Origin of the sequence: Amycolatopsis sp. MEPSY49 (assembly GCF_051337345.1) — a bacterium.
In the GTDB taxonomy this organism is placed as follows: Bacteria; Actinomycetota; Actinomycetes; order Mycobacteriales; family Pseudonocardiaceae; genus Amycolatopsis.
Genome location: NZ_JBDLYJ010000002.1, coordinates 158316 through 183578, shown reverse-complemented (window position 1 = coordinate 183578; position 25263 = coordinate 158316). Strand labels below are relative to the sequence as shown.

Genomic DNA, 25263 nt, shown 5'->3' with positions numbered 1-25263 from the left:
TGAGGAAGGTCGCGTCACCAGGAGGCTGCCGGTGGGATTCGACGTCTTCATCAACTACCGCACGGCCGACACCGCTTTCGGTGCGGCCGCCACCTACGAGTTTCTCGCCGAACGGCTGGGGAAGGACCGGGTCTTCCTCGACAACCAGTCTCTCGCCCCCGGCGCCGACTACCCGAGTTCGTTGCGCACCGCCCTGGAGTCGGCACAGCTGCTGCTCGTGCTGATCGGCCCGGCCTGGCTGACCGCCGGTCCGGCGGCTTCGGAGCCGCCGATAGCGCGTGAACGTGACTGGGTGCGCTACGAAATCCGCCGGTCTCTGGCCCGGGGTATACCGATCGTGCCCGTGCTGCTCGACGGCACCGCTCTGCCGGATGCCGCGATGCTGCCGACCGACGTCCGCCGCCTGGTCCACCACCAGACCATTCAGGTCCGGCACCAGCACTTCGCGGCGGACCTCCGGCTGCTCGCAGAGCGGGTGACGGACCTGGTACCCGGCGCCCGGAGGACCGACGGCCAGCTCGTGCCGCGTCAGGTACCCGCCGGCTGCGGCTCGCTCATCGGCCGAGAACCGGAGTTGATCCGTCTCGGCGCGCTGGTCGGCGAAGCCCGACCGGGGCGAGCCAAGGTCGCGGTCATCTCCGGTACCGCCGGGGTGGGCAAGACCGCTCTCGCCGTGCATTGGAGCCACCAAGCCGCGGAGCACTTCCCGGACGGCGCGCTCTACCTCGACTTGCACGGGTACGGGACCGAGTCTCCGCTTTCGCCGGCCGAGGCCCTCGCCCACCTCCTCCGGTCGCTGGGGGTCGAACGCCCCGAACTGATCGGGCCCGTCGAAGAACGCGCCGCCCGGTACCGCAGTGTGCTGAGCCGGAAGAAAGTGCTCGTGCTGCTGGACAACGCGCGTAGCGTCGCGCAGGTGCGGCTCCTGGTGCCCGGTGGAGGAGAATCGGCCGTCCTGATCACCAGCCGGCACCGGCTCGGCGGACTCGCCGTCCACCACGCCGTCGAACGGGTTTCCCTTTCGCCGCTGGACCCCGAAACCGCGGTGGTCCTCCTGCGCACGATCATCGGCGACCGGGTGGGGGCCGATCCCGACGCGGCAAGGTCGCTGGCGACATTGTGTTCGAACCTGCCGCTGGCCCTTCGGATCGCGGCCGAACCGGCCGCGAACCGGCCGGGATTGCCCCTGCGGGAGCTCGTCGAGAACCTGACGGACGAACGGACCCGGCTCAGCGTGCTGGACTCCGGCGACCCGTATTCGGCGGTGCGGTCCGTGTTCGCCTGGTCGTACCAGGAGCTCGACGAGTCCAGTGCCACCACGTTCCGGACGCTCGGGGTGCATCCCGGCCACACTTTCGACATCCGCGCCGTACTCGCCGCGACGGGGCGAACAAGCCGCGAAGTGCGCGATGCGATGAAGACCCTGACGGACGCGTACCTGGTCACCGATCTCGGTTCGGGCCGGTACTCGATGCACGACCTGCTGCGCGTGTACGCCGCGGAAATCGCCGGGGAGCGCCCGGACGAACGTCATGGCACCCTGGAGCGCCTGTTCGACCACTACCTGCACACGGCCGAGCACGCCGACCGGGTGCTGACCCCCCACCGGTTCCGCATCCCCTTGGACGGAAACCCGGGTTCGGCTCTCCCCATCGGCGACGCGGCCGGCGCCCGGGAGTGGTTCGACCGTGAACGGGAGAATCTGGTCGCTCTGTGCCGGATCGACGACTCCGCGCTCGACGGGCGGCGCTGGCAGCTCGCGTTCGTCCTGCGCGGTTACTTCTACCTCAGCAAACACCTCGACGCCTGGGTGGATACGCACACCCATGCCCTGGCCGCCGGCCTGCGTGCCGGCGACCGCCGCGGCCAAGCCGTGACGCGCAACAACCTGGGCATGGCTCTCGTCGCCGATGGCCGGCTGGACGAAGCACTGAGCCACTACCAGGAGGCGGAAAGTCTCTTCGCCGCCGAGGGCGACGAGCACGGCGTCAGCAATGCCTTGGCCAACCAGGCCGCGGTGTTCCGGCGCCAGGGACGGTACGAAGAGGCGATCGGCAACCAGCGGCGCGCGCTCGCGCACTACGAGCTGAGCGGCGCGAAGCGGAACGCGGGAATCACCCTTCGCAGCATGGCCAGGGTCCACGTCGACGCCGGCCGGTTCGAAGACGCCGTGCGCTGCGCCGACGAGGCTGTGAGCACAGCGCTCGGGCTCGGCCAGGACCTCGACATCGCGCAGGCGTTCACCGTGCTCGCGCTGGCCCACCATCGCGCCGGTCAGGCCGCGCTGGCCGCGATCGCCGCCCACCAGGCCATCGACTCCAGCCGGCGGTGCGGCAGCCGGCACGAGGAAGCCCGCGCCGCCTACCAGCTCGGCAGCCTCGCCGCCGAGGCCGGCGAGATCGAGGACGCCCGCCATTGGTGGCGTATCGCCCGGGACCGCTACCGGGAACTCGGTTCCGCGGAAGCCGAGCGGGTGGTTGCCGAGCTGACCGCCATCCCGGACCCCTAGCTTCCGGCGTGCCGATCGGAGGGGGCGCCGTGACGTAGTGTGCTCCCGGTGTTCGATGTCTTCCTCTGCTACAACTGGACCGACGACAAGACCGCCTGGGCAGATGCCTTGTACGTCGAACTGCGCCGGCTCGGGGTGTCCGTGTTCAAGGACGACGCGGACATCCCGTTCGGTGACACGCTGGCTCCCCACCTTCACGACGCGTTGCTCGGCTCCCGAATGCTGGTGCCCCTCATCGGGCCGAGCTTCCACCAAAGCGCCACCTGCCGGCTCGAGCTGCTCACGGCTCTGGACCACGCCTACCGGCTCGGTGCTGGCACCACGGAACGGGTGATGCCGGTGACCTGGCGCGTCCGGCCCAGTGCCCTGCGCCCGGCCCAGCTGAAGAGCGCACGGCTGGTTTCGCGCGAGCAACACGATGTCGAATCGCAGGCCGCGCTCATCGCGGCAAAGGCGGCCCGGATCACGACCGCGGACGACCGGCGGTTCGGGGACGTTCCGGCCCTGCCGAGACCGGAGTGGTTTCCGCGCCCCTTGCCGGCCAACAAGCGGTTCCACGGGCGCGGCGAAACCCTGTGGGACTTGCACGACGCGTTCCTCGTGCGGGACAGACCCGGCAACCTCGGCCATCCGGTCGTGTCGGTGACCGGCGTCGGCGGTCAGGGCAAGTCGGTCCTGTGCGAGCAGTACGCCCGGTTGTTCGCCCAAGACCACCCCGGGGGTGTGTTCCTCATCCGCCTGGGCGGGAGCGACCACCGAGTTCACGCGGATCACCGCGTCCTGCTCAGCCAGTTCCAGCTCGGCCTGCGCGCGATCGGAGAACGCCTCGGCCTCTCCGGTACCGACACCGCCGATGCCGCGGCCATCGCCGGCGAGCTGGCCGGCCGCGCCCCCTACCTGTGGATCGTCGACGACGTGCCGCCCACCTTGGACGAACGATGGCTGGAACGGCTGGTCGCCCCGACCGGCAACGGCCGGACACTCATCAGCACCCGCGGCCGGCTCGCCAAGTGGGCTTCGGTGGAGATCACCCTGACTCCCCTCGACCGGCCCGCGGGCATCCGCGTGCTGACCGACGAGCGGTCGTTGCCCGACGACGATCCGCGGGCGAAGGAGGCAGCAGCCGGAATTGTCGACGACCTCAACGCACATCCACTCGGGTTGACCATCGCCGCCGGGCTTACCTCGCTCCCCTCCTTTTCGGGCTACCCGGCTTTGCGGCAGGAGTTGCGCCGGACGACGCAGGACTCGTTGGAGCTGGCGGCGCACCTGGCGGACGAACTCCCGGCGGGGTACGCGAAACCGTTCAGCGCAACGCTCACCCGAAGCTTCGACCAGCTCACCGACGCCGGTCGCGACCTCCTTGCGGTGACCAGTGTCCTGGGCCCGGCACCGATCCCCCTCGACCTCGCCGGCGGGGTGCTCGCCCGGCTCGGGCGCACCAGCGTCGATCAGGGCCTCCCCACGATGAGTGCCCACGGCCTGGCCGACGACCTGGGAAACGATTCCTACCTGACCCACGCGCTCGTAGCGCGCGCGGCACGCTTCAGATTCCCCGCGGCTCACCTGAATCGGCTAAGGGAGAACGCCTGCGACCTGATCGGTGACTCGCTCGAAGGCAACCGCGGCCGGTTCGACCTGGTCCGGTCGACCGAGCCCTACCTGCCTCATGTCCTTCCCTTGATCACGAACGCCGAATGGCCGTCCGGCGAGAAGCAGTGGCACATGCTCAACGAAGCGGGCCGGACGCGGTACGAGCTAGGTGACACCGCGGGCGCCCTGCGGTCACTGGAGATCTTGAACGACCGGTGCGCAAACTCGGCGGAGGTCGACGAGCAGACGCGGGTGGCCGCGCTCGTCAGCCTCGGCGCCGCCCAGTTCGGTCAGGGGAACCTGACCGAAGCGCTCCGCCTCCAGCGGGAGACCGTGCGCCGTTTCGAGGAGTTGAGCGGGCCCGACCACAGTGACACCCTGCAGGCGAAGGAAAACCTCGCCAACACCCTTTCGGCGCTCGGCGACCACGGCACCGCGAGGGAACTGCTCACCGGTGTGTACCGGGCGCGGCGGGCCAAGGGCGCGCTCACCGGCAGAGCGACCCTGATCACGATGAACAACCTCGTCATCGCGATCGGCCGGTGCGGGGACCGTGCCTTGGCCCTGCGGATCGCGCTGGGAGCGGCCGCCCTGTGGTACCGCGCGGCGGGGCCGGACGCTCCGGAAACGCTGGAATGCGTCGAGAACGCCGCGAACAACCTCCTCTTTCTGGGACGACGGGACGAGGCCGCCGACACCTACGGGTACCTGGCAGAACGACGGCGCGTCGTGCTCGGTCCCGACCACCCGGACACGATCGACGCGGAGGAGAACCTCGCGACCGCTCTCGGGACGTCCTACTGGCCGCTGTACGCGAAACGCCTCCGGGTTCAAGGACCGCTCCACCCGGACGTGCTGAACACGCTGGAACGCCTTTTGCGCGCGAACCTCGACGGCGACGGCGGCAGGGAGGCCTTCGACCCGGTGCACGAAGAACCGGCGCCGGTTCCGGTGCGGAATGTCCGGCTGGACGGCGAGCACGCGGAATGGCTGGCGGACATCGTCGCGCTCGCCGTGCGGTTCGAAGGCCAGGCGGCCGCCCACGGCCCAGCCGACCCACTGGCTCTGCGCGCGAAGATCGTCCTCGCTCACGCACTGGCGGCGGCGGACCAGTACGACGGTCAGATCGAAATCGCTCTCACCATTGCCGAAGACTCCCGGGACGGTCTCGAGGAGGCAGCCTCACGCATCCCTGACGGGGTCGGCCCCGATGATCTGAGGATCGCCGAAATGATCCACCACTGGATCCTGGCTCTTCAGGGCGAAGAACCGTCCTACCAAGGGCGGTGACAAACGGTTCACCGGCCGGCTTCTCCGCTGCCGTGTCCCGCGGCCAGGATGTACTCGGCGAGCCGGTCGAAATCACCGTCTCTCTCCAGGTGCTGTCGTTTGATGCCCCGGAGGACCTCAGGAATGGCGTCGTCGTTGCTTTCGTGTTCGTACAACTTGAGCACGAGCACCTTGGCCGCACCGCCGCGTCGCTTCACGTCGAGGTGCAGCACCGAATCGATCTCACGGTTCGCCCACGCCGAGGCCTTGAGGTTCGCGCTCGCGCAGAGCAGCAGGAAGCGGCTGGCGCGCAACCCTTTTTCGATCGTCCTGCGAGTCAGGTCCCCCGGCTTCAGCTCGACGTCGTCATACCAGGACCGGATGCCGTAGTCCCGCCAGAGCCGGTCCTTGATCCCGACGACGACGTTCTTGTCTTCGCTCGCATGACACAGGTAGACATCGTATTCGTACTCGGAAGGGACGCCGCCCACGGTGTTTCGCAGAGAACGCTGCAGTTCCGCTCGCTGTTCGGGGGACAGCTTCCCGATTCCACTCGCGCCGATCCACATCACCATGACCGGCTCTTTGATCCGGGTGTAGGTTTGCGGCTCTTCGAAGAAGAGCTTGGGCAAGTTCACCCAGAGCAGGGGACACTGCGTCTCGGAAAGGACCGCTCCCGACGACGACCGCACCCGGCCGGACACGAGGACGAACAGACCCTCTTCCGCGTTCGCCCGGCTCACCTTGCGCGTCGCGTGCTCGAGTTCGAGTTCGAGCTCCAGGTCGACCTCCCCGCCGTCCACGGTGACCAGCTCGGCGTGCTTGACCAGCTCGCGCACCGTCAGCTCCCAGGCTTCTCCGGCGCCGGCGCGAGCGCGGCGCCGCGCGTCGGCAAGACTGAGCGGGCCCTTCCGGCTCGGCCCCAGCAGGTACGGCGCCACCTGGACCGTGTGCTCCAGAGCCCGGCTCCGGAGGAACAACTCCCACTGCAGAGCCGCCTCCCGGCCGGCCGGGGTGTCGACGCTCTTGAGCTTCTCGCTCACCTCCTCCCCGATGAACGAGAGCAGCGCGACATCCGTCAGCGCGACGAGATCCGCGGTGCGGTTGCGCTTCAAAGCCGTCGCCAGTTCACCGACGACCTCACCCGCGTGGTGGGTGTGCTTGGGTTCGGCGCTGCCCCCGAACCCCTTGCCCTCCAGGTTGTAGACTCCGACGTCACCGTGCAGGATCACGAAGAGGGAATCACCGGGCTCGTCGACCCGGCAGATGATCTCCCCGGGCGCGCGTTCGACCAGATGGCCCAGCTTCAGCATCTCGGTCAGTTCGCCGGATCGCAGCGATTCCAGAAAGCTTCCGTTGCCCGTCGTCCCCGAATCCAGGATGAGCGAGACCCGCTTGAGCGCGCTGTCGATGTCCGGGTCCGTGGGGTTGATCTGGGAAATGCGCTTGGCGTAGTACAGGGCCTCCCACGCGTTTCCCGCGTCGAGACTGGCGCTCAGCGATCCGTAGTCGGCCGGCTCCGGATCGGCCCACTCCGAAGGAACACCGTTCATCGACATCAAATGCAGGATCTGCCGGGTTGAACGGCGATCCACCTGCAGCCGTTCACCGTGGAAGGTGACTTCGGCCGCGATCGGGGAAGAACCGATGCCGCGGCGGAACGCATCGGACACGACGATGCCCGTCCCCGGGGCCACCCGGATCAGCCACCCGGCGAAGTTGATCCCGGGGCCGACGGCCTGGGTCCGGCCGTCGGCCCCGGGAAGGGTGGTGACGTCGCCGACGTGGCCCGTGACGCGAAGCACCGCGCCTTCGGCACACGCCCAGCGGTACAGGCGCCGCATCAGCCTGACGGCGTCCGGTTGCCAATCCTCACCGAAGAACATGACGTGGCCCCCGTCGCCGCCCGACGACCAGATGATCCGATCCGGGGCTCGCCGGCACATCGCCGCAGCCACGATCGCGTTGATGGCGGCCACATGGCGGATCTGGTCGGCCCCGTTCGCGGCCGAATGACCGAGAATGTCGCAGGAGACCACCGCGACCTCTCTGAACCTCGCCGCGTGCCCCGTCACGCCAATGCCCTTCCGCACGTCCACTCGAACTGTCTTCGGCCACCCCGTCGAAACCGACCGTCGTGACGCGTTCGTTGCACCCTACCCGTCGTCGGACGACGCCGGTGAACGATGCCGAATCGTCGTCGAATGCGCAGCGAGGACGAGAGTCCGCCGTGGCCACGGCCGTATGACATCATCGCCGCTCATGAGCCTCGAACGGCGGATCTTCGTGATCCACGGACGCGACCGGAATGCCCGGCGACAGTTCTACTCGTTCCTCCGCTCGATCGGGCTGCACCCGATCGAGTGGTCGGAGGCGCTGGCGGAGGCCACCGGGGGCGCTCCGCTGATCAGCGACGCACTCGACCAGGCGATCGGCCCCCGCCGTGCCATCATCGTGCTGCTGACTCCGGACGACATCACGTACCTGAAGAGCGAACACGCAGATGACGTGGACGACCCCGATTCCCGGCCGTCCGGACAGGCACGCCCCAATGTTCTCTTCGAGGCCGGCATGGCGTTCGGCCGATTTCCGGAACACACGATCGTGGTCGAATTCGGGAAAGTGCGCCGGTTCACCGACCTGGACGGGCGATACCGCGTCCGGCTCGACAATTCCCCCGAGAGCCGCAACAAGCTCGCGCAGCGGCTGAAGTCGATCGGGTGCGAGGTCGACCTGAGCGGTTCGGACTGGATCACGGCCGGCGACCTCACGCCACCCGTCTCCGCTCTGCCATCGGCTTTGCCACCGAAGGCCGCCGCTGCGGTGTCCCGTCCCGAAGGATCCGGTACACCGGTCTTCACCGGCGACCCCGGCAAATGGAAGATCAAGTTCAGTGGGTTCGAGGTGAACCCCGAGAAACGTTCGCCACTCACCGTCCACGGAGAGGTGACGAACCATCACGGGGCGGTGCTGACCCTGATTCTCAGGGCCACCTTCTACGCCACGGACCGGATCATCGGTTCGGCTCGCGGCGCCGTCGATGACCTCGCTCAGGAGGAATGCCGCCCCTTCGAGCTCACCACCTGGGACGATCTGGACGAGTTCACCCGCATACACGTCCAGGTCGACATGGGGTTCTCGCCTCAGTCTTGACCGAGGCTCGTCGCCCCCGTCACGGAGAGGCAAAACCCGGGCCTTCCCGGCGGCCCGCGATAGGCCGTCCGGTTGAGATAGCACCTCAGCGGTTGTCCAAGTGGGTCATGCTGGGATATCCCCTTAACTCCGGAGGGCGAGGGAGGGGCGGGGTGACGTCGTGGAACGGCTCTGACTACCCGAGCTCCCTGGGGTTCCTCATCGACTGCCTGGAGCAGATCCCGTCCCTGCGCGACCCCGGCAGCCGGCGCCTCTGCCTGGAGCTGCTGGCCGACCACCTCGGCATGCCGCTGGTCGTCGAAGACCTGCCGACCACGCGGGCCAGCCTGATCGGCATCGTGCAGGCCTGCCGGCGGCAGCACCCGCGGGCTCTCGCCGCCTTCGTCGACGCCGTCGAACAGATGGAGCCCGGATCGATTCCCGTGCAGCGGGCTCGGTCCGCCGTCGAGGACATGGCCGCCCTCGACCTGGTCACCGAATACGACCGCCAGGAACTGCTGAACCTGCTGGGCGAAAACCCGAGCAGCCGGCTGGCCGAACTCGTGCGTGCGGCCGCCGGGCCCGCGGCCGAGCTGACCTCGGCCGACCACCGGCCGGCGGACGCGCTCGCCACGCTGGAACGGATGAACGCGCAGCCCGACGGGGTTCCGCCCTTGCTGCTGTTCGTCGAGTACCTCGCGGCCGCCGCCGACAGCGAACGCGCCGAAGGGTTGCGCGGCTGGAACGACCGCCAGGCCGCACGGCTGGGGGTGACCGAGCAGATCAATGCCGTCCGTCTGGCGCGGGCCACCGAGCCCGCCACGCCCGAGGAGGTCGTCGCCTACCTCGTCGTCCGCATCGAGCCGGACCTGCTCGATGCCGGGCTGTTCGTCGTCGTGCACTGGCGGCACAACGATCCGACCGGGTGGCGGCCGCGGCGGAGCGAGCCGTTCACCGGCGATCTCGACGCCGTCCGCGCGCACGTGGCCGCGCTGGTCGCCGAGGGCGAAACCGGCTGGGCGCAGAACGCCACGGCGATCCGGATCGAGTTCCTGCTTCCCTATTCACTGCTGAACCTGCCCGTCGACCAGTGGGACCTCGAGGCGGGCAGCTCGCTGCCGCGCCCGCTCGGCCTGCACTACCAGGTGGTCGTGCGCAGCCTCGACCGCGCGCGAGCGCCGCGCTGGCACCGGGAATGGCGACGACGCTGGGACCTGCTCAAGAAGGTGCCCGCCGGGCTGACCACGCCGGAAGAGCACTGGCTGTGGAGCGACGGCTCGAAACGACGGCACCTGACCGCACTCGACGCGAAACTGGCCGCGCAGAAGAAAGTCCTGTCGCTGGTCCTGCGTTCGGTGCCGGACAGCACGGACCCCGGCGAGGTGCTCGTCGGAGTCCGGAGCGGCATCCCGGTGATGATCTGGCACCGCACCGAGGCCGCCCGCTCGGCGTTCGAAGCGGAGATCAAGTCCCTGCGCGACTTCCTGCCCGAGCTCGTCGAGCACCTACGCCTCCTGCGCAGCCGGGCCCGCCAGGCCGCCCGGCCCGACTCCCACGTCGGAAGCCGGGTTTCGCTGTTGTGGGACGACCCGGACAGGCCCGTCGAGCCGCAGGATCCCCCCGCGGCACCGATCGAGGAGGTGCCCGCACGATGAGCGGTGCCGAGATCCCGCCCTGGTGCGTCTACCGCGGTCACGGGCTGCCGCCGCCCGCCGGCGAGGACGCGCCCGAACTGCCCGCACCGCCCAGCTGGCGCACGTTCGACGGCGGGCCGGCGCTGCCGGTCCCGACGGCGTCCGACGCCGAGTTCGTCCGCCGGCTCGGCGTGCCGGCCGTGGCCTCCGCGCGGGACGCGACGCTCGAAGAGGTGCTGACCGTGAATGCGGCGCTGTACCTGCGGCGGCCGCTGCTGGTCACCGGCAACCCCGGCACCGGAAAGTCCAGTCTGGCCTACAAGATCGCGCGCGAACTGGGTCTGGGCCCGGTGCTGCGCTGGCCGATCAGCAGCCGCACGATCTCCCGCGACGGGATGTACACCTACGACGCCATCGGCCGGGTCCAGGCCGCCGCGACCGAGGAGGGCGCCGACATCGGCGGGTTCGTCCGCCTCGGCCCGCTCGGCACCGCGCTGCTGCCCTACGACCGGCCGCGGGTGCTCCTGATCGACGAGCTGGACAAGTCGGACATCGACCTGCCCAACGACCTGCTGTCGGTGTTCGAGGACGGCGACTTCGAGATCCAGCCGCTGGCCCGGATCGCCGCCACCCGGCCCGAGGTCACCGTCTTCACGCACGACCGCGGCGGCCGGGCAGTCGTGCGCGACGGACACGTGCGGTGCCGCGCGTTCCCCATCGTCGTGGTGACGAGCAACGGCGAACGGGACTTCCCGCCCGCGTTCCTGCGCCGCTGCCTGCGGCTCGACATGCCGCAGCCCGGCTTCGAACAGCTCGTGAGCATGGTCGCGGCGCACTTCCGCGACGTGCCGCCGCGCAGTGACGACCTGATCCACGAATTCCTCGCCAACAGCGGGCAGGAAGGCGGTCTCGCCAACGACCAGCTGCTCAACGCCCTGCACCTGACGACGTCGGGCGCCCACCAGCACGACGCGAACTGGGAGGTGCTGCGCGGCACTTTGTGGCGGCGGCTCAACGTCCTGGGAACGGACTGAGCCGATGGCCGACCCGGTCGACCGCCTCGCCACCGAGGCGCTCAGCGCGGACGAGATCGCCGACGCGGTCTGGCTCGCCGCCCGCATCGCGGCGAGCGAATCGCCGCGCGCGGCGCCGCGGCCCGAGCCCCCGCCGCCACCACCTCCGCCCCCGCCCCCGCCGGACCCGGAGCCCGAACCGACATCGCCGACAGAACCCCGCGTCGACCGTCTGCCGCCGGGCCGGCCGGACCCGGGCCGGCCGGGCGACCACCCGGAACCGGTGCCCGTTCCCCCCGAACCGGTCCCGGTGCGGCCGCGAACGCTCCGGCCCGCCGCCGCACGGCCGGTCCGCACGATTCCGCCAAGCCTGCCCCGAGGCCTGGCGAAAGCGCTGCGGCCGTTGAATCGCCTCGTCCGGCTGAAGCACAAGAGCGAACTGGACGAGGAAGAAACGGCGGTCGCGGCGGCGGAGACCAGGGTGTGGCTGCCGGTGCACCGGGCCTCGCGAGGTCACCCATTCGAGGTCGTGCTGGTCGTCGACCGCGGTTCTTCGATGGTGTTCTGGGAACGCACTTCCCGCGCCTTTCGCGCCCTGCTGGAAAGGCAGGGCGCGTTTTCCGACGTCAAGACGGTTTCGGTGGACACCGACGAACCGGTCGTCCGATTCGTGGAAACCGCACCGGGCACCGGCTGCGAACCGGCTCAGCTGGCCGACCCGACCGGGCGACGCGTCATCGTCGTGCTCAGCGACGGCGTCGGCCCCGCGTGGCGCAGCGGGTCGATGTTCGGGCTCCTGTCGTTGTGGGCCAAGACTTGTCAGGTCAGCCTGTTCCACCTCCTGCCCGCCGAACGCTGGAGCTGGACCGGCATCCGCGTGGTGTCACGGACGTTGCGAGGTGTCCGCCCCGGCACCGCGAACCCGATCCCGGTGCTGGAAATGGAACCCCGGCACGTACACCGCTGGGCGGAACTGATCTCCGGTACTCCCGCCGTGCGGCTCCCGGTACTGGTCCCCCCTACGGACGAAGATCTCGCCGGCGACGTGGGACAGACCGGAGAACCGCCATCGCCCACCGAAAGACTCGACCAGTTCCTCGCCACCGGCACGTCGCCCGCCATCCGGCTGGCCGGGTTGCTCGCGGCGGCACCGCTCACCCTGCGCGTGATGCAGGCGGTGCACGGCACCCTGATGCCGCAGGCACGGCCGGGGCACCTGGCCGAAATCCAGCTGGGCCGATTGCTGCACCGCGTACCGGCGGACGGGGAAAGCCCGGTCGAGTACGATTTCGCGCCGGGACTGCGCCGTCGGTTGCTGGCCCTGGTTTCGCGCGCGGACACCGCGCGAGTCCAGCGGGTGGTCCAAGACGTCCTGGGTCCCCAGGAGCCGGCCGTCGCGAATCTGCGCAATGCTCTGGCGGCTCCCGATGACGCCACTCTACCGGTGGTTACGTCACGCTCTGAACCGTTGTTGACTGTCCAACGTGACGTTCTAAGAGCACTGTCGGGGCCTTACACACGCCGAGCTAACCGATTGGGTGATGCCTTGGAACGGTTTAGGGGGTCCCGTAACGATGGCGGCGCACGCGCGACTAGGACGTCGGAAGGCCTAGGGGCACCTCCAGGCCAACATCCGGTAGGGTCCGACCCGCAAGCTGAACCGATCAACCACCCTCGAGGGATCTCAGTGACTACCACGAGATCGGAGCCGGGCACCGAGGTCCGCCACTCCGGCCAGCAGCCCGCCGTCTGGGGCGGCGTTCCGCTGCGCAATGTCAACTTCATCGGGCGCGGGGACATCCTGCGGGCATTGCACGGTGAACTTTCCAAATCGACCCGTACGGCCGTACTGCCCGGCGCGCTGCACGGGATGGGCGGTATCGGCAAATCGCAGATCGCGGTCGAGTACGTCTACCGCCACGCCGAAGAATACGATCTGATCTGGTGGATTCCCTCGGAGAACCAGTCGGAAATCCAGGCGTCGCTGGTGAAACTGGCGAAGCGCCTCGATCTTCCGGTGGAGCAGTCCGTCGACACCGCGGTGCCCGCCGTGCTCGAGGCACTGGGCAGCGGCGAGCCGTATCGCCGCTGGCTGCTGGTGTTCGACAACGCCGACCGGCCCGAGGACGTCCGCAAGTTCTGGCCGCGGCGAGGTGAGGGCCACATCCTCGTGACCTCCCGGAATCCGCAGTGGTCCGAGGTTTCCCAGGCGGTCGAGGTCGACGTCTTCCGGCGGTCGGAAAGCCGCGAACTGCTCCAGCGCCGCAACCACGACCTCGCCGACGAGGACGCCGACCGGCTGGCCACCGTGCTGGGCGACCTGCCGCTGGCGGTCGAGCAGGCCGCGGCCTGGCGCGCCGAAACCGGCATGGCGACCGACGAGTACCTGGAACTGTTCGAGAACAAGCGAACAGAACTGCTCCAGTCGCGCCCGCCCGCGGACTACGACGTCGCGGTGGAAGCGGCGTGGAACGTTTCGCTGGACCGGCTGCGCGACGAGAACCCGGGCGCGCTCGAATTGCTCGAAGTGTGCGCGTTCTTCTCCCCGGAGCCGATTCCCCGGGCGATGTTCAGCGGCGTCCGCAACGTCCCGACGTCGGAAGCCCTCGAGCAGACTCTCGGCGACCCCATCCAGCTGAGCCGCGCGATCCGCGAGATCAACCGCTACAGCCTCGCCAAGATCGACCACCGCAGCGACACGCTCCAGCTGCACCGGCTCGTGCAGCTGGTGCTGCGCAACAAACTCGGGCCGGAGGACCAGGAGCGCGTGCGCCACACCGCGCACCTGCTGCTCGCCAACCGCGACCCCAAGCAACCCGACTCGGTCGACTACTGGTCGCGCTACGCGGAAATGCTGCCGCACATCCGCGCCGTCGACGCCCGCAACTGCACCGACCGCTGGGTGCGCCGGATGGCGATCAACGCGGTCAACTACCTCTTCGCCTTCGGCGACCCCGCGGGCGCGCTCGAAATGGCCGAGGACTACGCGAAGTTCTGGAACGAGAAGCTCGGGGAAAAACACGCCGACACCCTCGTCGTTTCACGTTGGTGGGGCCGCATGCTCCGGGCTCTCGGCCGCTTCGAGGAAGGCCGGTCCGTCGCGGAGCGGACCCTGGCGCTGATGCAGGAAACGCTGGGCGAAACGCACGAAGAAACGCTGCTCACGATGCACGGCGTCGCTTCGGACCTGCGGGCCAAGGGCGATTTCGAGCGCGCTCGCCAGATGAACGAGTTCGCCTATTTGAGTGCACTGGACCGGTTCGGCGACGAAGATCCGGACACCCTCGCCGCGGCCAACAACTACGCACTAAGCCTGCGGCTGGTCGGCGATTTCGCCGGCGCGCGCGACCTGGACGAGCGGACGGCGCAGCGCAAGCAGACCGTCCTGGGCCCGGATCACCGGCACACTCTGCTGACGCTGGACAACTGGTCGGTCGACCTGCGCGAAACGGGCGATTACCTACGGGCCCGAGCCGAGCAGGAGGACACCGTCCGCCGCATGCGGGCGCAGCTGGGCGGCCGGCACCCGATGACTCTGTCGGCCATCAAGAACCTCGCGATCGCGTACCGCAAAGCAGGCCTGCACCGCGACAAGAAGGCGCTCACGCTGGCCATGGAGGCCACCGACGGGCTGGTCACCAAGTACGGGGAATCCCACCCCGACGCGATGTCCGCGACCATGGACCTGTCGATCGAGCACCGCCAGGACGGCAATCTCGCCGAAGCCCGGCGCCTGGGCGAGCACGTCAAGCACCTTTACGAAGGGAGCTGGGGCGAGAAGCACCCGTTCAGCGTGGCCGCCGCGACGAACCTCTCGGTCACGCTGCGCCTGCTCGGTTCGGTCGAGCAGGCGCGGGCGCTGGGCGAACGCGCCTTGGCCGACATGACCGAAGCGCTGGGCGACGACCACCCGTTCACTCTGGTCTGCGCGACGAACCATGCGAGTGACCTGGCCGAATCGGGTGACTACGAAGCCGCGTACGCGCTCGACGTGGCAACGCTCGAACGCTCCCAGCGCGTGCTGGGCGCGGATCACCCGTCGACGCTGGCACTCCTGGTGAACCAAGCGCTCGACCTGCGGGGGCTCGGCCGTGGTGAAGAAGCGGACAGCCTCCAGCTGAACGCCGTCCAGCGGCTGCGCCAGGTCCTCGGTTCGGAGCACCCGGCAACCGCGGACGCTCAGTTCAACCACCGCGCCAGCTGCGACATCGACCCGATGCAGATCTGATCACACGGGTCACCGCACGAAGCCTCCGGCCGGGAAACCGTCGGAGGCTTCGTGCGTTCGTCGTCAGCCGAGCCAGCGCGCCAGCCGATCCGGGTTCGGCGCCACCCCACGCTGCCGCCGGACTTCGCGGTGCACCGCCGACACCAGTTCCGGACGGCTCAGCAGCACCGGGTGCCGGGTGGCCAGCGCGAACCCGGCCCACGCGGCCGGCGAATCGGGCGTGGTCGTGAGCTGACGCCGGTAGTGCTCGGCCGCGGTCGTCGTGTCACCGTCAACGAGCGCCAAGTCCGCGGCGCACATGCCGGCGATCTCGGCCATCGCCAGTTCCGGCTCGGCGCGGTAGACGTCGTACAGGTCCGGGTCGGTCAGCCAGGTTCGGGCGAGGGTGAGCCGCGCGCGCCCCGCGGGGCCTGTCGCCGGTACCAGGCTCGGCGGCGCGACCGGGACGACCGGGCAGGGCCGGTTTCGCAGCCAGGCCTCGGTCAGCTCCGCCACGACCCGGTCCGCGACCCGCAGGTGCCGCAGCCGCCAGCACAGGCGGTGGTCGAGGTTCGCCCGCCCGGCCGCTTGCGCGATGTCGGTCGGCAGTGGCTCGGTCCCCCATTCGCACAGCCTCTCCTTTGCTGTGGCGAGGAACCGGCGTCCCAACGCCGACGGCACCGCATCGGCGAGTAACGTGTTGACGGCGTGCGCCGTCTGCTCGCGCCGGTAGGCGAACTCGAACTGCGCGGCTCGGGCCGCCAGTCCCTCCGCCACCGGGTACTGACCGCGGTAGAACGCGGTCACCCCGAGGAACGAATAGGCGCCGTGCAGGAGCCCGACCGCCGGGCGCGGGTCGTCGCGCCACGGCGCGTACAGCCGTGCGGATTCGTTGTCCCCGGCTGGGTCGAGCAGATCGACCAGCCCCAGCAGCACACCGAGCTTGCTGTGCTGGAACTCGTGCACCAGGGTGGCAGCGAACGTCGTCGCGTCCGGCGGCCGGGACAGCACCAAGGAGCCGAAGACGTCGTTGTGCGACGCACTGTAGGGGGTGAAGCGGTCGATCGCCGCCCTCGGCACCAGCGTGGTGAGCCCCGCGGCGAGCTCCGCCGCGATCGCGGGGTGGTGCTCGGTCAGCAGGCGCCAGGTGGCCTCCAGGATTTCCGACCACTGCGCCACTTCCGCCGCCTCGAGCCGCTGCGGCGGAAGCGGTCCGTCGAACTCGCGGTACGGATCGATGTCGTCGAGGAACACCTCACCGTCGCCGATGGGCAGTGAGCGCAGGGGAAACCAGCCCGGGCCTTCGGCCGAGCTGTCGTCGGGCAGCTGCACGCTGCCGAAGGGCCCCCGCACGAGGACGTGCCCGCGTTCGGCGTGCACCTGGGCGAAATCCCAGTCCCGGCGGCTGCGGACGTCGGCGAGCCCGAGGGTCGGCAGCATCAGCCGGCCGCGCCACACCGGGACCCGGGACCGGAAGTCGTGCCCGGCGCGGATCGCCGCGGCGGTGGCCAGCCGGTGGAGACCACCGAGATCCGCCCACAGCGGCGGGTCGCCGCCCCCGCCTTTCGCCAGCCGCTGCAGGACGTTCGCCGCCCACAGGCCCGTGTGCGGGTGCGCGAGGACGCGATCGGTCGCGGCCGGATCGCGTTGCTGCGCCTCGATCAGCAACGTCCACGCCTCGTCGAGCGGCGGCAACGGAGACATCGCGGGCTTCAGTTCCCCGGCGGCGTCGAGGACCGCCCGCAGCAATGTCAGCCGCCGGCTGCGGTCGGCCTGACGGAGCTGCCCCACGACGGCCGCGTCGCTCCGCCCCGCGGCCATCGCGTCGAGGTTGGTCAGTGACACCCGATGGGTGTCCAGCATCGGGTCGTGAGTTCCCTAACCCCCGCTCAACGCGCGTCCGGCGCTTCGTTCTGGAGAACGCCGGTGCGGCTGCACTCGGCCCGCCCGGCGACCAGCCGGAGCGAGTGGCGGAGCGCCGGGTCGTCGCTCAACCGCAAATCGGCCAACGAAACGGTGGACAGATCGACCATCCTGGTGGTGACTTCGCCCCGCGCCTGTCCCATGTCAGGTCCTCCCTCACGACGAGCCCCGCGATCAGGGGGAGTAATCATCATGCAACAACAAAACGGTTTTGTGACCGTCCGCTTGGCGGATCAATCCCGCCGGTCCGGATACTGTGCGTTTCCGGAAGACGGCCGGTCCCGCTTGTCCGTCAGCTTCAGATGGGACTGCGGTGCGCTCACCGGCGGGCGGTGATTCCCACCGCCACCGCGAAAACCGCCAGGGCCGCCGCCAACCCGCCCAACCCGAGACCGAGCGAACCGGCCGTTGCCAAAGCTCCGACGAACAGCGGGCCTCCCGCGTCGCCCAGTTCGCGGCCCACCTCGGCCGCTCCCATCGTCTGGCCCAGCCTCTCCTTCGGGGTTGCCGCCGCCAGGTGGGCGAACGCGATCGGCGTTGCCAAGCCCGTTCCGGCGCCGATCGTCACCGCCGCCACCAGCAGGCCCGCGATTCCCGGTAGCACCGTTGCCGCCGCCGAGCCCAGGGCTGCGGCCGCGAGTCCCGCCGCCATGCCCGTCGCGTCGCCGATGCGGCCCGCGTCGTGGGCGCGGCCCGCCCAGGGCTGGACCAGCGCTTCCGTCGCCGCCAGCAGGGACACCACCGCTCCCGTCACCAGCGCGCCCAGACCCGCGCCGGCCACCGGGAGGAAGCCCACGCCGACCGCCACCGCCGCCGTTGCCGCCGCCAGGGTTGCCGTCGGGCGCAGGAACCCGCGGCCGGTCAGGCGACGCACGAGGTCCAAGACCGTCTGGCGCGTGCGGGGCAACGGCGGCGTCACCGGGACCGCGATCGCCGCCCAGCCGGCGACCGCCAGCGCCAGCCCGCCGAGCGTCGCGAACAACAGGCCGTAGCCCCCGAAAGTGATCAAGACTCCGCCCAGGACCGGGCCGAGCGTGTAGCCGAGACCCTTCCACGCGCCGTAGCCGCCGAACGCCCGGCCGTGGCCATTTTCCGGGGTCAGCCGGGCCACCAGCGCTCCCGCGGCCGGGGAAAACGCGGCCGCCGCGGCGCCCTGGCCGAACCGTGCCAGGCCGACCAGAGCCGGGTCGCCCGCCACCACGAACGCCGCCGACGCGACGGCGAACGCCACCAGCCCGCCCAGCAGCACCGGGCGCGGCCCGACGCGGTCGGCCAGCGCGCCGAACACCGGCTTCAGCACGACCTCGGCGCCGTCGTACACCGCCAGCAGCAGCCCCAACGTCAGCAGCGAGGCGTGTTCGGCCTCGGCGTAACCACCGAGCCCGGCGGCGATGCTGTGAGCACCGAACGCCGTGACGAATCCCGCCGCGTACACGGGAAAGAGCCGGTTGGTCACCGCGGCCGCAGTGCGTCGACGATGAGGTCGAGCAGCCGGCCGATCCGCTTCGCGTCCTGGTCGGCCGACGTCGAGAGGAACACGCCGAGCACCATCAGCGTGACGTCTTCGGGGTCGGTGTCGGCGCGGAACACCCCGTCCCGCGCCCCCGCGGCGAGGATCGCGCCGATCGCCTCGGTGATGCGCCGCCGCGTCACCGGGGTCGTGATGCGGCCCGACGCCATGCTCGCGCGCAGGACGTCGCCCATCCCGCGCTTGGTCTCGATGAACGCCGCGTACCGGTCCATCCACGCGCGCAGCGCGGGTTCGGGCGGCAGCTCGGCCAGCAGCGCCGGGGCGCTCGCGGTGACGTCGTCGAGTTCGGCCGCGTAGACGGCTTCCACGAGCGCCTCGCGGGTGGGGAAATGGCGGTAGAGCGTGCCGATCCCGACGCCGGCCTCGCGGGCGATCGCTTCCAGCGCGACGGTCCCGTCGGCGGCGGCGAAAGCGGCCCGCGCGACCGAGACGAGTTTTTCCCGGTTGCGGCGCGCGTCGGAGCGCACCGGCCGGTCAGGTTCCGGCGAAGGCAAAGCGGAGGCACCTCCGGTTGTGCTACGGTCGAATTAGCGGAGGCTCCTCCGCTTCACCATCATCGCACGAGGACGGGACCACGCATGCCCTTCACCAAAAGTGCCCAGCTCGCCGGCCGCGCCGTCTCCCGCGTCGGCTACGGGGCGATGCAGCTCGAACGCCTCCACACCGACCGCGACCAGGCCGTCGCGCTCCTGCGCCGGGCGTTCGACCTGGGCGTCGACCACGTCGACACCGCCCAGTTCTACGGCAACGGCTTCGTCAACGACGTCATCCGCGAGGCCGTCCGGCCCGGAGACGACGTTCTGATCGTCAGCAAGGTCGGCGCCGACCCCGACCCCGGCGGCCCGATCCCGCTGCGTCTCGCGCAACGCCCCGAGGAGCTGCGCGCGAGTGTCGAGGACAACCTGCGGGCGCTCGGGCTCGACCGGATCCCGCTGGTGAACCTGCGCCGCGCCGACCGGCGGCCCGGCGTGCTCGCCGAGGGCGACCAGGTGGTCGGCCTCGACGACCAGCTCGCCGTCATGACGGCCCTGCGTGACGAGGGCAAGATCGGCGCGATCGGGCTCAGCAGCGTCACCCTCGACACCCTGCGCCGGGCGCTCCCGGCCGGCATCGCGTGCGTCCAGAACGCCTACAGCCTGGTCGGCCGCGACGACGAGGACATGGTCGAGCTCTGCGTTGCCGAGAACATCGCGTGGGTGCCGTTCTTCCCGCTCGGCGGCGCCTTCCCCGGCCTGCCGAAGGTGACCGACGAGCCGGCCGTCCAGGCGGTCGCGCGCGACCTCGGCCGCACGCCGGCCCAGATCGGCCTCGCGTGGCTGCTGCACCACGCGCCGAACGTCCACCTCATCCCCGGCACCGCCAGCGCCGACCACCTGGAGGCCAACCTCGCCGTCGGCGACATCGAGCTGGACGCGGACACGCTGGCCGCCCTGGACGCCGTCCCGACGCGCTCCCTGGACGCCTCGCTCGGCTGAGCGTCACCGCCAGGGCAGGACGGCTCCGTCGCGGACCAGCTCGCCGTACTGCGCCGGGTCGACCGGCCGGAACACGAGCTCCAGCAAGGCATCCGCCGCTTCGGCGGGGCTCGGCGCGGTGCTGACGTCCCACCACAGCGCGGACGTCGGCGTGTTCATCATCCCGGGGCAGACGGCGGCGAGCAGGATCCCCCGCGCCAGATCGTCGTCGCGGCGCTCGGCGGCGAGCGTGCGCACGGCCGCGACCTGGCCGATCTTGGACGGGATGTTGACGAAGCCCGGCCAGTCGCCCGCGCGGGCGCTGCCGTCCTCGACCGCGTCCCGCCAGGCGGCCACCTGCTTGTCCACCTCGTCCAAAGAGGACAGACCGGCGAACCGGTCGTGCAGGGCGGGCGCCAGGTGCCGCAGCGTGCCGAACGAGCTGGCGACGACGAGGAACCGGCCGCCGTCCCGCAGCCGCGGCGCGAAGGCGCGGAGCAGGCGGGTGGTGCCGAAGTTGTTGACCTCGGCGTAGTCGCGGACGATCGCGCGGGGGTCGTCGTCGGGGCCGACGCGCATGACGGCGTTGCCGATGACGACGTCGATGCCGCCGTGGCGCTCGGCCAGCTTCGCGGCAAGGCGGCCGGGCGCCGCGGGCTCGGCGACGTCGAGGACTTCGCCGCGGACTTCGGCACCACCGGCGGGCAGGGCTTCGACGGCTTGGCCGACGCGGCCGGCGTCGCGGCCGGTCAGGTACACGGTGTCCGCAGTGGACAGCCGCTGGGCGAGCCCTTCGGCCAGGGCGAGGCCGAGGCCCTGGGTGGCACCGGTGACGAGAGCGACTTTCGGGGTCATGCGATTCCTTTGGCGAGCAGGGTTTCCGACAAGGTCCAGAGGCGGTCGGCGCCCTCGGGGTCGAGGGCGTAGCGGGCCACGCCCTCCAACCGCGGGGCTTCGCCGCGGCGGTCGATGGTCATGGTTTCGTTGCAGTTCACGAAGTAGCGACCGCCGATCCCGTCGAGCAGCGGCGACGTCGCGAGCAGGACCGACGTCGCCGCGCCCTGCTCCGGCGTCTTGATCAGCTCGGGCGGGACCTGGCCGCTGCCGCGGCCGCCGGTGTGGCGCTGCAGATTCGTGTAGATCGCGCCCGGCATCAGCGCGTTCGCGGTGATGCCGTCGCCGGCCCAGCGGCGCGTCGCCTCGACGGCGAAGAGCACGTTGGCGGTCTTGGACTGGCCGTAGGCGAGCCACGGGTCGTACGGCCGGAAGGCGAAGTCGACGTCGTCGAAGACGACCGGGGACAGCTGGTGGCCGCTGGAGCTGACCACGACGATCCGGGCGGCGCCGTCGGCGGCCAGCGCGTCGTGCAACCCGGTGGCGAGGGCGAAGTGCCCGAGGTGGTTGGTGGCGAACTGCAGTTCCCGGCCCCGCGGCGTGTGCTGCTCGGGCGTGGCCATGACACCCGCGTTGGCGACCAGGAGGTGCAGCGGTCCGTCCCACGCCGCGACGAAGGCGTCGATCGAAGCGGGGTCGGTCAGGTCCAACGGCGCGACGCGCACCGCTCCGGCGATGTCCCCGGCGACGCGTTCGCCCGCGGCGACGTCGCGGACGGCCAGGGTGACCTCGGCGCCGGTGGCGGCCAGGGCGCGCGCGGTCTCGACGCCGAGGCCGGAGGACGCGCCGGTCACCACGGCCTGGCGGCCGGCCAGGTCGATGCCCGCGGCGACCTCGGCCGCGGTGCTGCTGAAACCGAAGGGGGTTTGGATCAGGTTCATGACTCCAAGCTAGGACGGCCCGGACCATGCGGAAAGCGAAAGAACCGCAGACCTGGTATGCGTAGATGTCATGACCTTCTCCGATGCGTCCCTGACCGCACTGCGGGTCTTCCGCGAGGTGGCCGAGCGGGGCACGCTCACCGCCGCGGCCGCCGCGCTCGGCTACACGCAGTCGGCGGTCTCGCGGCAGATCGCGTCGCTGGAACGCGCCGCGGGGACGCCGTTGCTGGAACGGCGTCACGACGGCGTGCGGCTCACCTCGGCCGGGCAGATCGTCGTGCGCCGGGCCGCCGGGGTGATCGACGCGCTCGACGCCACCGCGCGCGAGCTGGCCGGGCTCCCCGGCGAACAGGGCACGGTCCGGCTGGGCTGGTTCCCGACCGCCGGCGCCGACCTGCTCCCCCGCGCGCTGGCGGCGTTGCGGCGGACGCACCCGGCCATCACCGTGCTCAGCCGGGAGGGCGGGACGCCGGCGCTGGTCCGCGCCCTGCGGGCCGGCACCCTCGACCTCGCGCTGGTCGCGTCGGCGCCGCCGTTCCGCCCGCCGGACACCGAGACCCCGGCGCTGGCCGTGCGGGTGCTGACCGAACGCAGCCTGCGCGTGGCCGTGCCCGCGACCCACCCGCTCGCGCGCCGGGACTACATCGACGTCGCCGACCTGCGGGGACAGCGTTGGATCGCCGGTTCGGGCGACGACCGGGTGATGGGCGTGTGGCCGGGCCTGGACGAACGGCCCGAGATCGCCCACACGGCCCGCGACTGGCTGGCGAAGCTGCGGCTCGTCGCGGCCGGCTGCGGGATCACGACCGTGCCGGGCTCGCTCGACGCCGTGGTGCCGCCGGAGGTGCGCGTGCTGGCCGTGCGCGGCGGGCCCGGGGAGCAACGCCGCGTTCTGCTCGCGCACCTGCCGCGGCCGCTGTCCGACGCGGCTGAGCGTGTCGCCTCGGCGCTGCGCGACGCCGCCGTCAGCGAATGACGGCTTCCCAGGCGATCGTCGTCGAGCTGTCGGCCGTGGCAGGCCGCCGCTACGGCAGCCCCACCACGGTCCGCGGGGTCAGCCGTCCCTTCTCCGGGTCCCGCGTGATCTCCCCCGCCGCGATCGCGGAACCCAGCGCACCGATCGCGTCCTCGGGGCGGTAGATCGTCTCCAACAGCGTGAAGCGCTGCAGCTCCGCCACCGGGCACCTCCCCCGCCGCCCCAGCTCCGCCGACAACGCCCGGCGCAACGGCAGCAGCTGCGGCGTCAGCGAGATGTCGACCAGCGTCCGCTCCGGGTCGTGCGGGTCGCGGTAGCGGATGCCCGCGAACTCGTCCACCGCCCACAGCTCGCTCTTGAACGTCGCGAGGTGCTTCTCATCCGGCGTAAGGAACATCAGCAGCCGCGCTTCGCCGTCCTCGGCGACCAGTTCCACCGCGCACCCTCGCGAGACCCGGTGGTCCCCCGCCGGTGCGGTGACCACCACCTCGCGTCCCTTGCCGCGGGCCATCGGGGCGACCAGCGGCCACGCCCCGGGACCGTCCAAATGGGTCAGCACCGGGCCGCTCAGCGCCAGCTCCGCCACATCGGCGACCACCCGCACCGAAAGCCCTTCGGGCACACCGGACGGCGCGGCCGAACCGACGATCACCAGCTCCAGGTGGTGCCCGTCCAGCCGGTCGGCGAACTCGCCGAACACCCGGAGCGCGTCGGCCGCGAAGCCGCCGCACTCGACGTACGTGCCGCCGCGCTGGGACCGCAGTGCCTTCGCCGTCCACGCGTCGAGGTACCGCACCAGCACGTCCCGCTCCACCGCGGCATGCCCTGCCACGTCTCCGGTTGTACCTCAGTGAACCGTTCGGCACCAGGGTCGGCACCCGATGGGCTCGGCCTCGAGCGGTCAGCCCTCCGGGTAGAACAGGAACAACGTGCAGCCGGTGGCGCTCGCGGGGACGTGCCACGAACCGGCCGGCGCGTGCAGGAAAGTGCCCGCCGGGTAGTCGCGCGCGCCGTCGTTGAACGTGCCCGCGACGACGAACACCTCCTCCGGCCCGGGTTCGTGGACGTCCCGGCGCGGCCACGACGTGCCGGCGTCCATCTCGAGGACTCCCGCGTGCGCGCCGCCCGGCCCGGTCCACAGTGGACGGAAACGGATGCCGGGGAACAGCTCGCGGACGGGTGCTTCCCGGACAGCGGCGGAGGTGTAGCCCGGTTGGTCGAGGATCTCGGGGTGCATGACCGTCACGATGCCGCCGTCGACGGGGCTCGGCCAGTGTCCGGGAAGACACCTTGGGGTACTTTCCTGCCATGCATCGCGTGGTGGCCCTGGTGCGGCCGGTGCAGTCGACGTTCGAGCTCGGCTGCGCCGCCGAGGTCTTCGGCACGCCGCGCGACGGCGTGCCCGGGTACTACGAGTTCGAGGTGTGCGCGGAGACGCCCGGCCCGGTGCCGACGACCGCCGGGTACGCGATGGCCGTCCCGCGCGGCCTGTCGGCGCTGGACACCGCGGACACCGTGATCATCCCGGGCTGGGCCCCGGTCGAAGCGCCGCTGCCCCCGCGCGTCCGCCGCGCGCTGCTGCGGGCCCACGCCCGGGGCGCGCGGCTGGTCACCATCTGCTCCGGGGTGTTCGCGCTCGCCCGCACCGGCCTGCTGGACGGCCGCTCGGCCACGACCCACTGGGGCCGCGCCGAGCAGCTGCGGCGCGAGTTCCCGCGGGTGCGCGTCGAGCCGGACGTGCTGTACGTCGACCACGGCGACGTCGCCACGAGCGCCGGGGCGGGCGCGGGGATCGACCTGTGCCTGCACCTCGTCCGCAAGGACCACGGCGCCGCGCACGCCGCCCTGGTCGCCCGGCACATGGTGATGCCACCCCACCGCGAAGGCGGCCAGGTGCAGTTCGCGCCCCCGCCCCCGCCGCCGGACGCGCTGGACGGGCTCCTCGGCTGGGCGGGCGACCGGCTCGGGACGCTGTCCGTGGCCGACCTGGCCGCGCACGCCGGCGTCTCCCCGCGGACGCTCGCCCGGCGCTTCGCCGCCCAGCTCGGCACCAGCCCCGGCGCGTGGCTGCTGGCCCGCCGGGTGACGGAGGCCCGCGCCCTGCTGGAGGACACGGACCTCCCGGTCGAAGCGATCGCGGCCCGGGTCGGCCTGACCTCGGCGGTCAACCTGCGCCGCCGTTTTCGCGCCCAGGTCGGCACGACGCCGGGCGCCTACCGGCGGGCGTTCCGGACGCCGTAGCCGTGC

The 25263-nt window shown here is 71.1% G+C and carries 18 protein-coding genes; 9 read left to right on the top strand and 9 right to left on the bottom strand.

The features are described 5' to 3' along the window. Window positions 1–31: 31 nt before the first annotated feature. The gene (locus ABFJ78_RS09840; protein ID WP_436385575.1) at window positions 32–2509 is read left to right on the top strand and encodes an ATP-binding protein; all 2478 of its coding nucleotides are present in this window, start codon (window positions 32–34) and stop codon (window positions 2507–2509) included. Window positions 2510–2557: 48 nt separating this feature from the next. Beyond that, window positions 2558–5392: a tetratricopeptide repeat protein gene (locus tag ABFJ78_RS09835; RefSeq protein ID WP_436385574.1), complete on the top strand. Its 2835-nt coding sequence runs from the start codon at window positions 2558–2560 to the stop codon at window positions 5390–5392. Window positions 5393–5400: 8 nt separating this feature from the next. On the opposite strand, the gene ABFJ78_RS09830 is transcribed toward ABFJ78_RS09835, so the two are convergent. Continuing rightward, window positions 5401–7470 (bottom strand): TIR domain-containing protein, encoded by a 2070-nt coding sequence (locus tag ABFJ78_RS09830; RefSeq protein WP_436385573.1) that lies wholly within the window; start codon window positions 7468–7470, stop codon window positions 5401–5403. 163 nt (window positions 7471–7633) lie between these two features. Between ABFJ78_RS09830 and ABFJ78_RS09825 the strand changes: the two genes are divergently transcribed. The 4 genes from ABFJ78_RS09825 (at window position 7634) to fxsT (ending at window position 15378) form a co-directional block, all read left to right on the top strand. Further along, window positions 7634–8524, top strand: coding sequence for a TIR domain-containing protein (locus ABFJ78_RS09825; protein ID WP_436385572.1), 891 nt, complete (start codon window positions 7634–7636; stop codon window positions 8522–8524). A 152-nt stretch (window positions 8525–8676) separates the two neighbouring features. After that, the gene (locus ABFJ78_RS09820; RefSeq protein WP_436385571.1) at window positions 8677–10158 is read left to right on the top strand and encodes an effector-associated domain 2-containing protein; all 1482 of its coding nucleotides are present in this window, start codon (window positions 8677–8679) and stop codon (window positions 10156–10158) included. Next, window positions 10155–11171: an AAA family ATPase gene (locus ABFJ78_RS09815; protein ID WP_436385570.1), complete on the top strand. Its 1017-nt coding sequence runs from the start codon at window positions 10155–10157 to the stop codon at window positions 11169–11171. Before ABFJ78_RS09820 ends, ABFJ78_RS09815 begins: the two co-directional genes overlap by 4 nt. 4 nt (window positions 11172–11175) lie before the next feature. After that, window positions 11176–15378, top strand: a complete 4203-nt coding sequence (fxsT, locus tag ABFJ78_RS09810; RefSeq protein ID WP_436385569.1) for an FxSxx-COOH system tetratricopeptide repeat protein — start codon at window positions 11176–11178, stop codon at window positions 15376–15378. A gap of 63 nt (window positions 15379–15441) precedes the next feature. On the opposite strand, the gene ABFJ78_RS09805 is transcribed toward fxsT, so the two are convergent. The 4 genes from ABFJ78_RS09805 to ABFJ78_RS09790 form a co-directional block, all read right to left on the bottom strand. Next, window positions 15442–17220: an HEXXH motif domain-containing protein gene (locus ABFJ78_RS09805; protein WP_436385568.1), complete on the bottom strand. Its 1779-nt coding sequence runs from the start codon at window positions 17218–17220 to the stop codon at window positions 15442–15444. A 26-nt stretch (window positions 17221–17246) separates the two neighbouring features. Beyond that, on the bottom strand, window positions 17247–17423 hold the full coding sequence (locus tag ABFJ78_RS09800) for a hypothetical protein (protein WP_436385567.1): 177 nt from the start codon (window positions 17421–17423) through the stop codon (window positions 17247–17249). Window positions 17424–17599: 176 nt separating this feature from the next. Then, complete coding sequence (locus ABFJ78_RS09795; RefSeq protein ID WP_436385566.1) at window positions 17600–18736, bottom strand: MFS transporter; 1137 nt, start codon at window positions 18734–18736, stop codon at window positions 17600–17602. Beyond that, entirely contained in the window at window positions 18733–19305 is a 573-nt protein-coding gene (locus ABFJ78_RS09790; RefSeq protein WP_436385565.1) for a TetR/AcrR family transcriptional regulator, read from the bottom strand. Before ABFJ78_RS09790 ends, ABFJ78_RS09795 begins: the two co-directional genes overlap by 4 nt. An 84-nt stretch (window positions 19306–19389) precedes the next feature. Here ABFJ78_RS09790 and ABFJ78_RS09785 point away from each other — a divergent pair, with 84 nt between their 5' ends. Continuing rightward, window positions 19390–20286 (top strand): aldo/keto reductase, encoded by an 897-nt coding sequence (locus ABFJ78_RS09785; protein WP_436385564.1) that lies wholly within the window; start codon window positions 19390–19392, stop codon window positions 20284–20286. Window positions 20287–20289: 3 nt separating this feature from the next. Here the strand turns inward: ABFJ78_RS09785 and ABFJ78_RS09780 are convergent, their stop codons facing one another. Together ABFJ78_RS09780 and ABFJ78_RS09775 are read right to left on the bottom strand one after the other, a co-directional pair. After that, window positions 20290–21120, bottom strand: a complete 831-nt coding sequence (locus ABFJ78_RS09780; protein ID WP_436385563.1) for an SDR family NAD(P)-dependent oxidoreductase — start codon at window positions 21118–21120, stop codon at window positions 20290–20292. Next, window positions 21117–22040 carry an SDR family NAD(P)-dependent oxidoreductase gene (locus ABFJ78_RS09775; RefSeq protein ID WP_436385562.1) on the bottom strand — a complete coding sequence of 308 codons (924 nt, stop codon included), beginning with the start codon at window positions 22038–22040 and terminating at the stop codon, window positions 21117–21119. Before ABFJ78_RS09775 ends, ABFJ78_RS09780 begins: the two co-directional genes overlap by 4 nt. A 70-nt stretch (window positions 22041–22110) precedes the next feature. On the opposite strand from ABFJ78_RS09775, the gene ABFJ78_RS09770 reads away from it, so the two are divergent. Further along, window positions 22111–23016 carry a LysR family transcriptional regulator gene (locus tag ABFJ78_RS09770; protein WP_436385561.1) on the top strand — a complete coding sequence of 302 codons (906 nt, stop codon included), beginning with the start codon at window positions 22111–22113 and terminating at the stop codon, window positions 23014–23016. Window positions 23017–23065: 49 nt separating this feature from the next. Here the strand turns inward: ABFJ78_RS09770 and ABFJ78_RS09765 are convergent, their stop codons facing one another. Beyond that, on the bottom strand, window positions 23066–23848 hold the full coding sequence (locus ABFJ78_RS09765; RefSeq protein WP_436385560.1) for a hypothetical protein: 783 nt from the start codon (window positions 23846–23848) through the stop codon (window positions 23066–23068). Window positions 23849–23917: 69 nt separating this feature from the next. After that, window positions 23918–24253, bottom strand: coding sequence for a cupin domain-containing protein (locus ABFJ78_RS09760; protein WP_436385559.1), 336 nt, complete (start codon window positions 24251–24253; stop codon window positions 23918–23920). Window positions 24254–24324: 71 nt separating this feature from the next. On the opposite strand from ABFJ78_RS09760, the gene ABFJ78_RS09755 reads away from it, so the two are divergent. Next, complete coding sequence (locus tag ABFJ78_RS09755) at window positions 24325–25257, top strand: GlxA family transcriptional regulator (RefSeq protein ID WP_436385558.1); 933 nt, start codon at window positions 24325–24327, stop codon at window positions 25255–25257. Window positions 25258–25263: the final 6 nt, after the last annotated feature.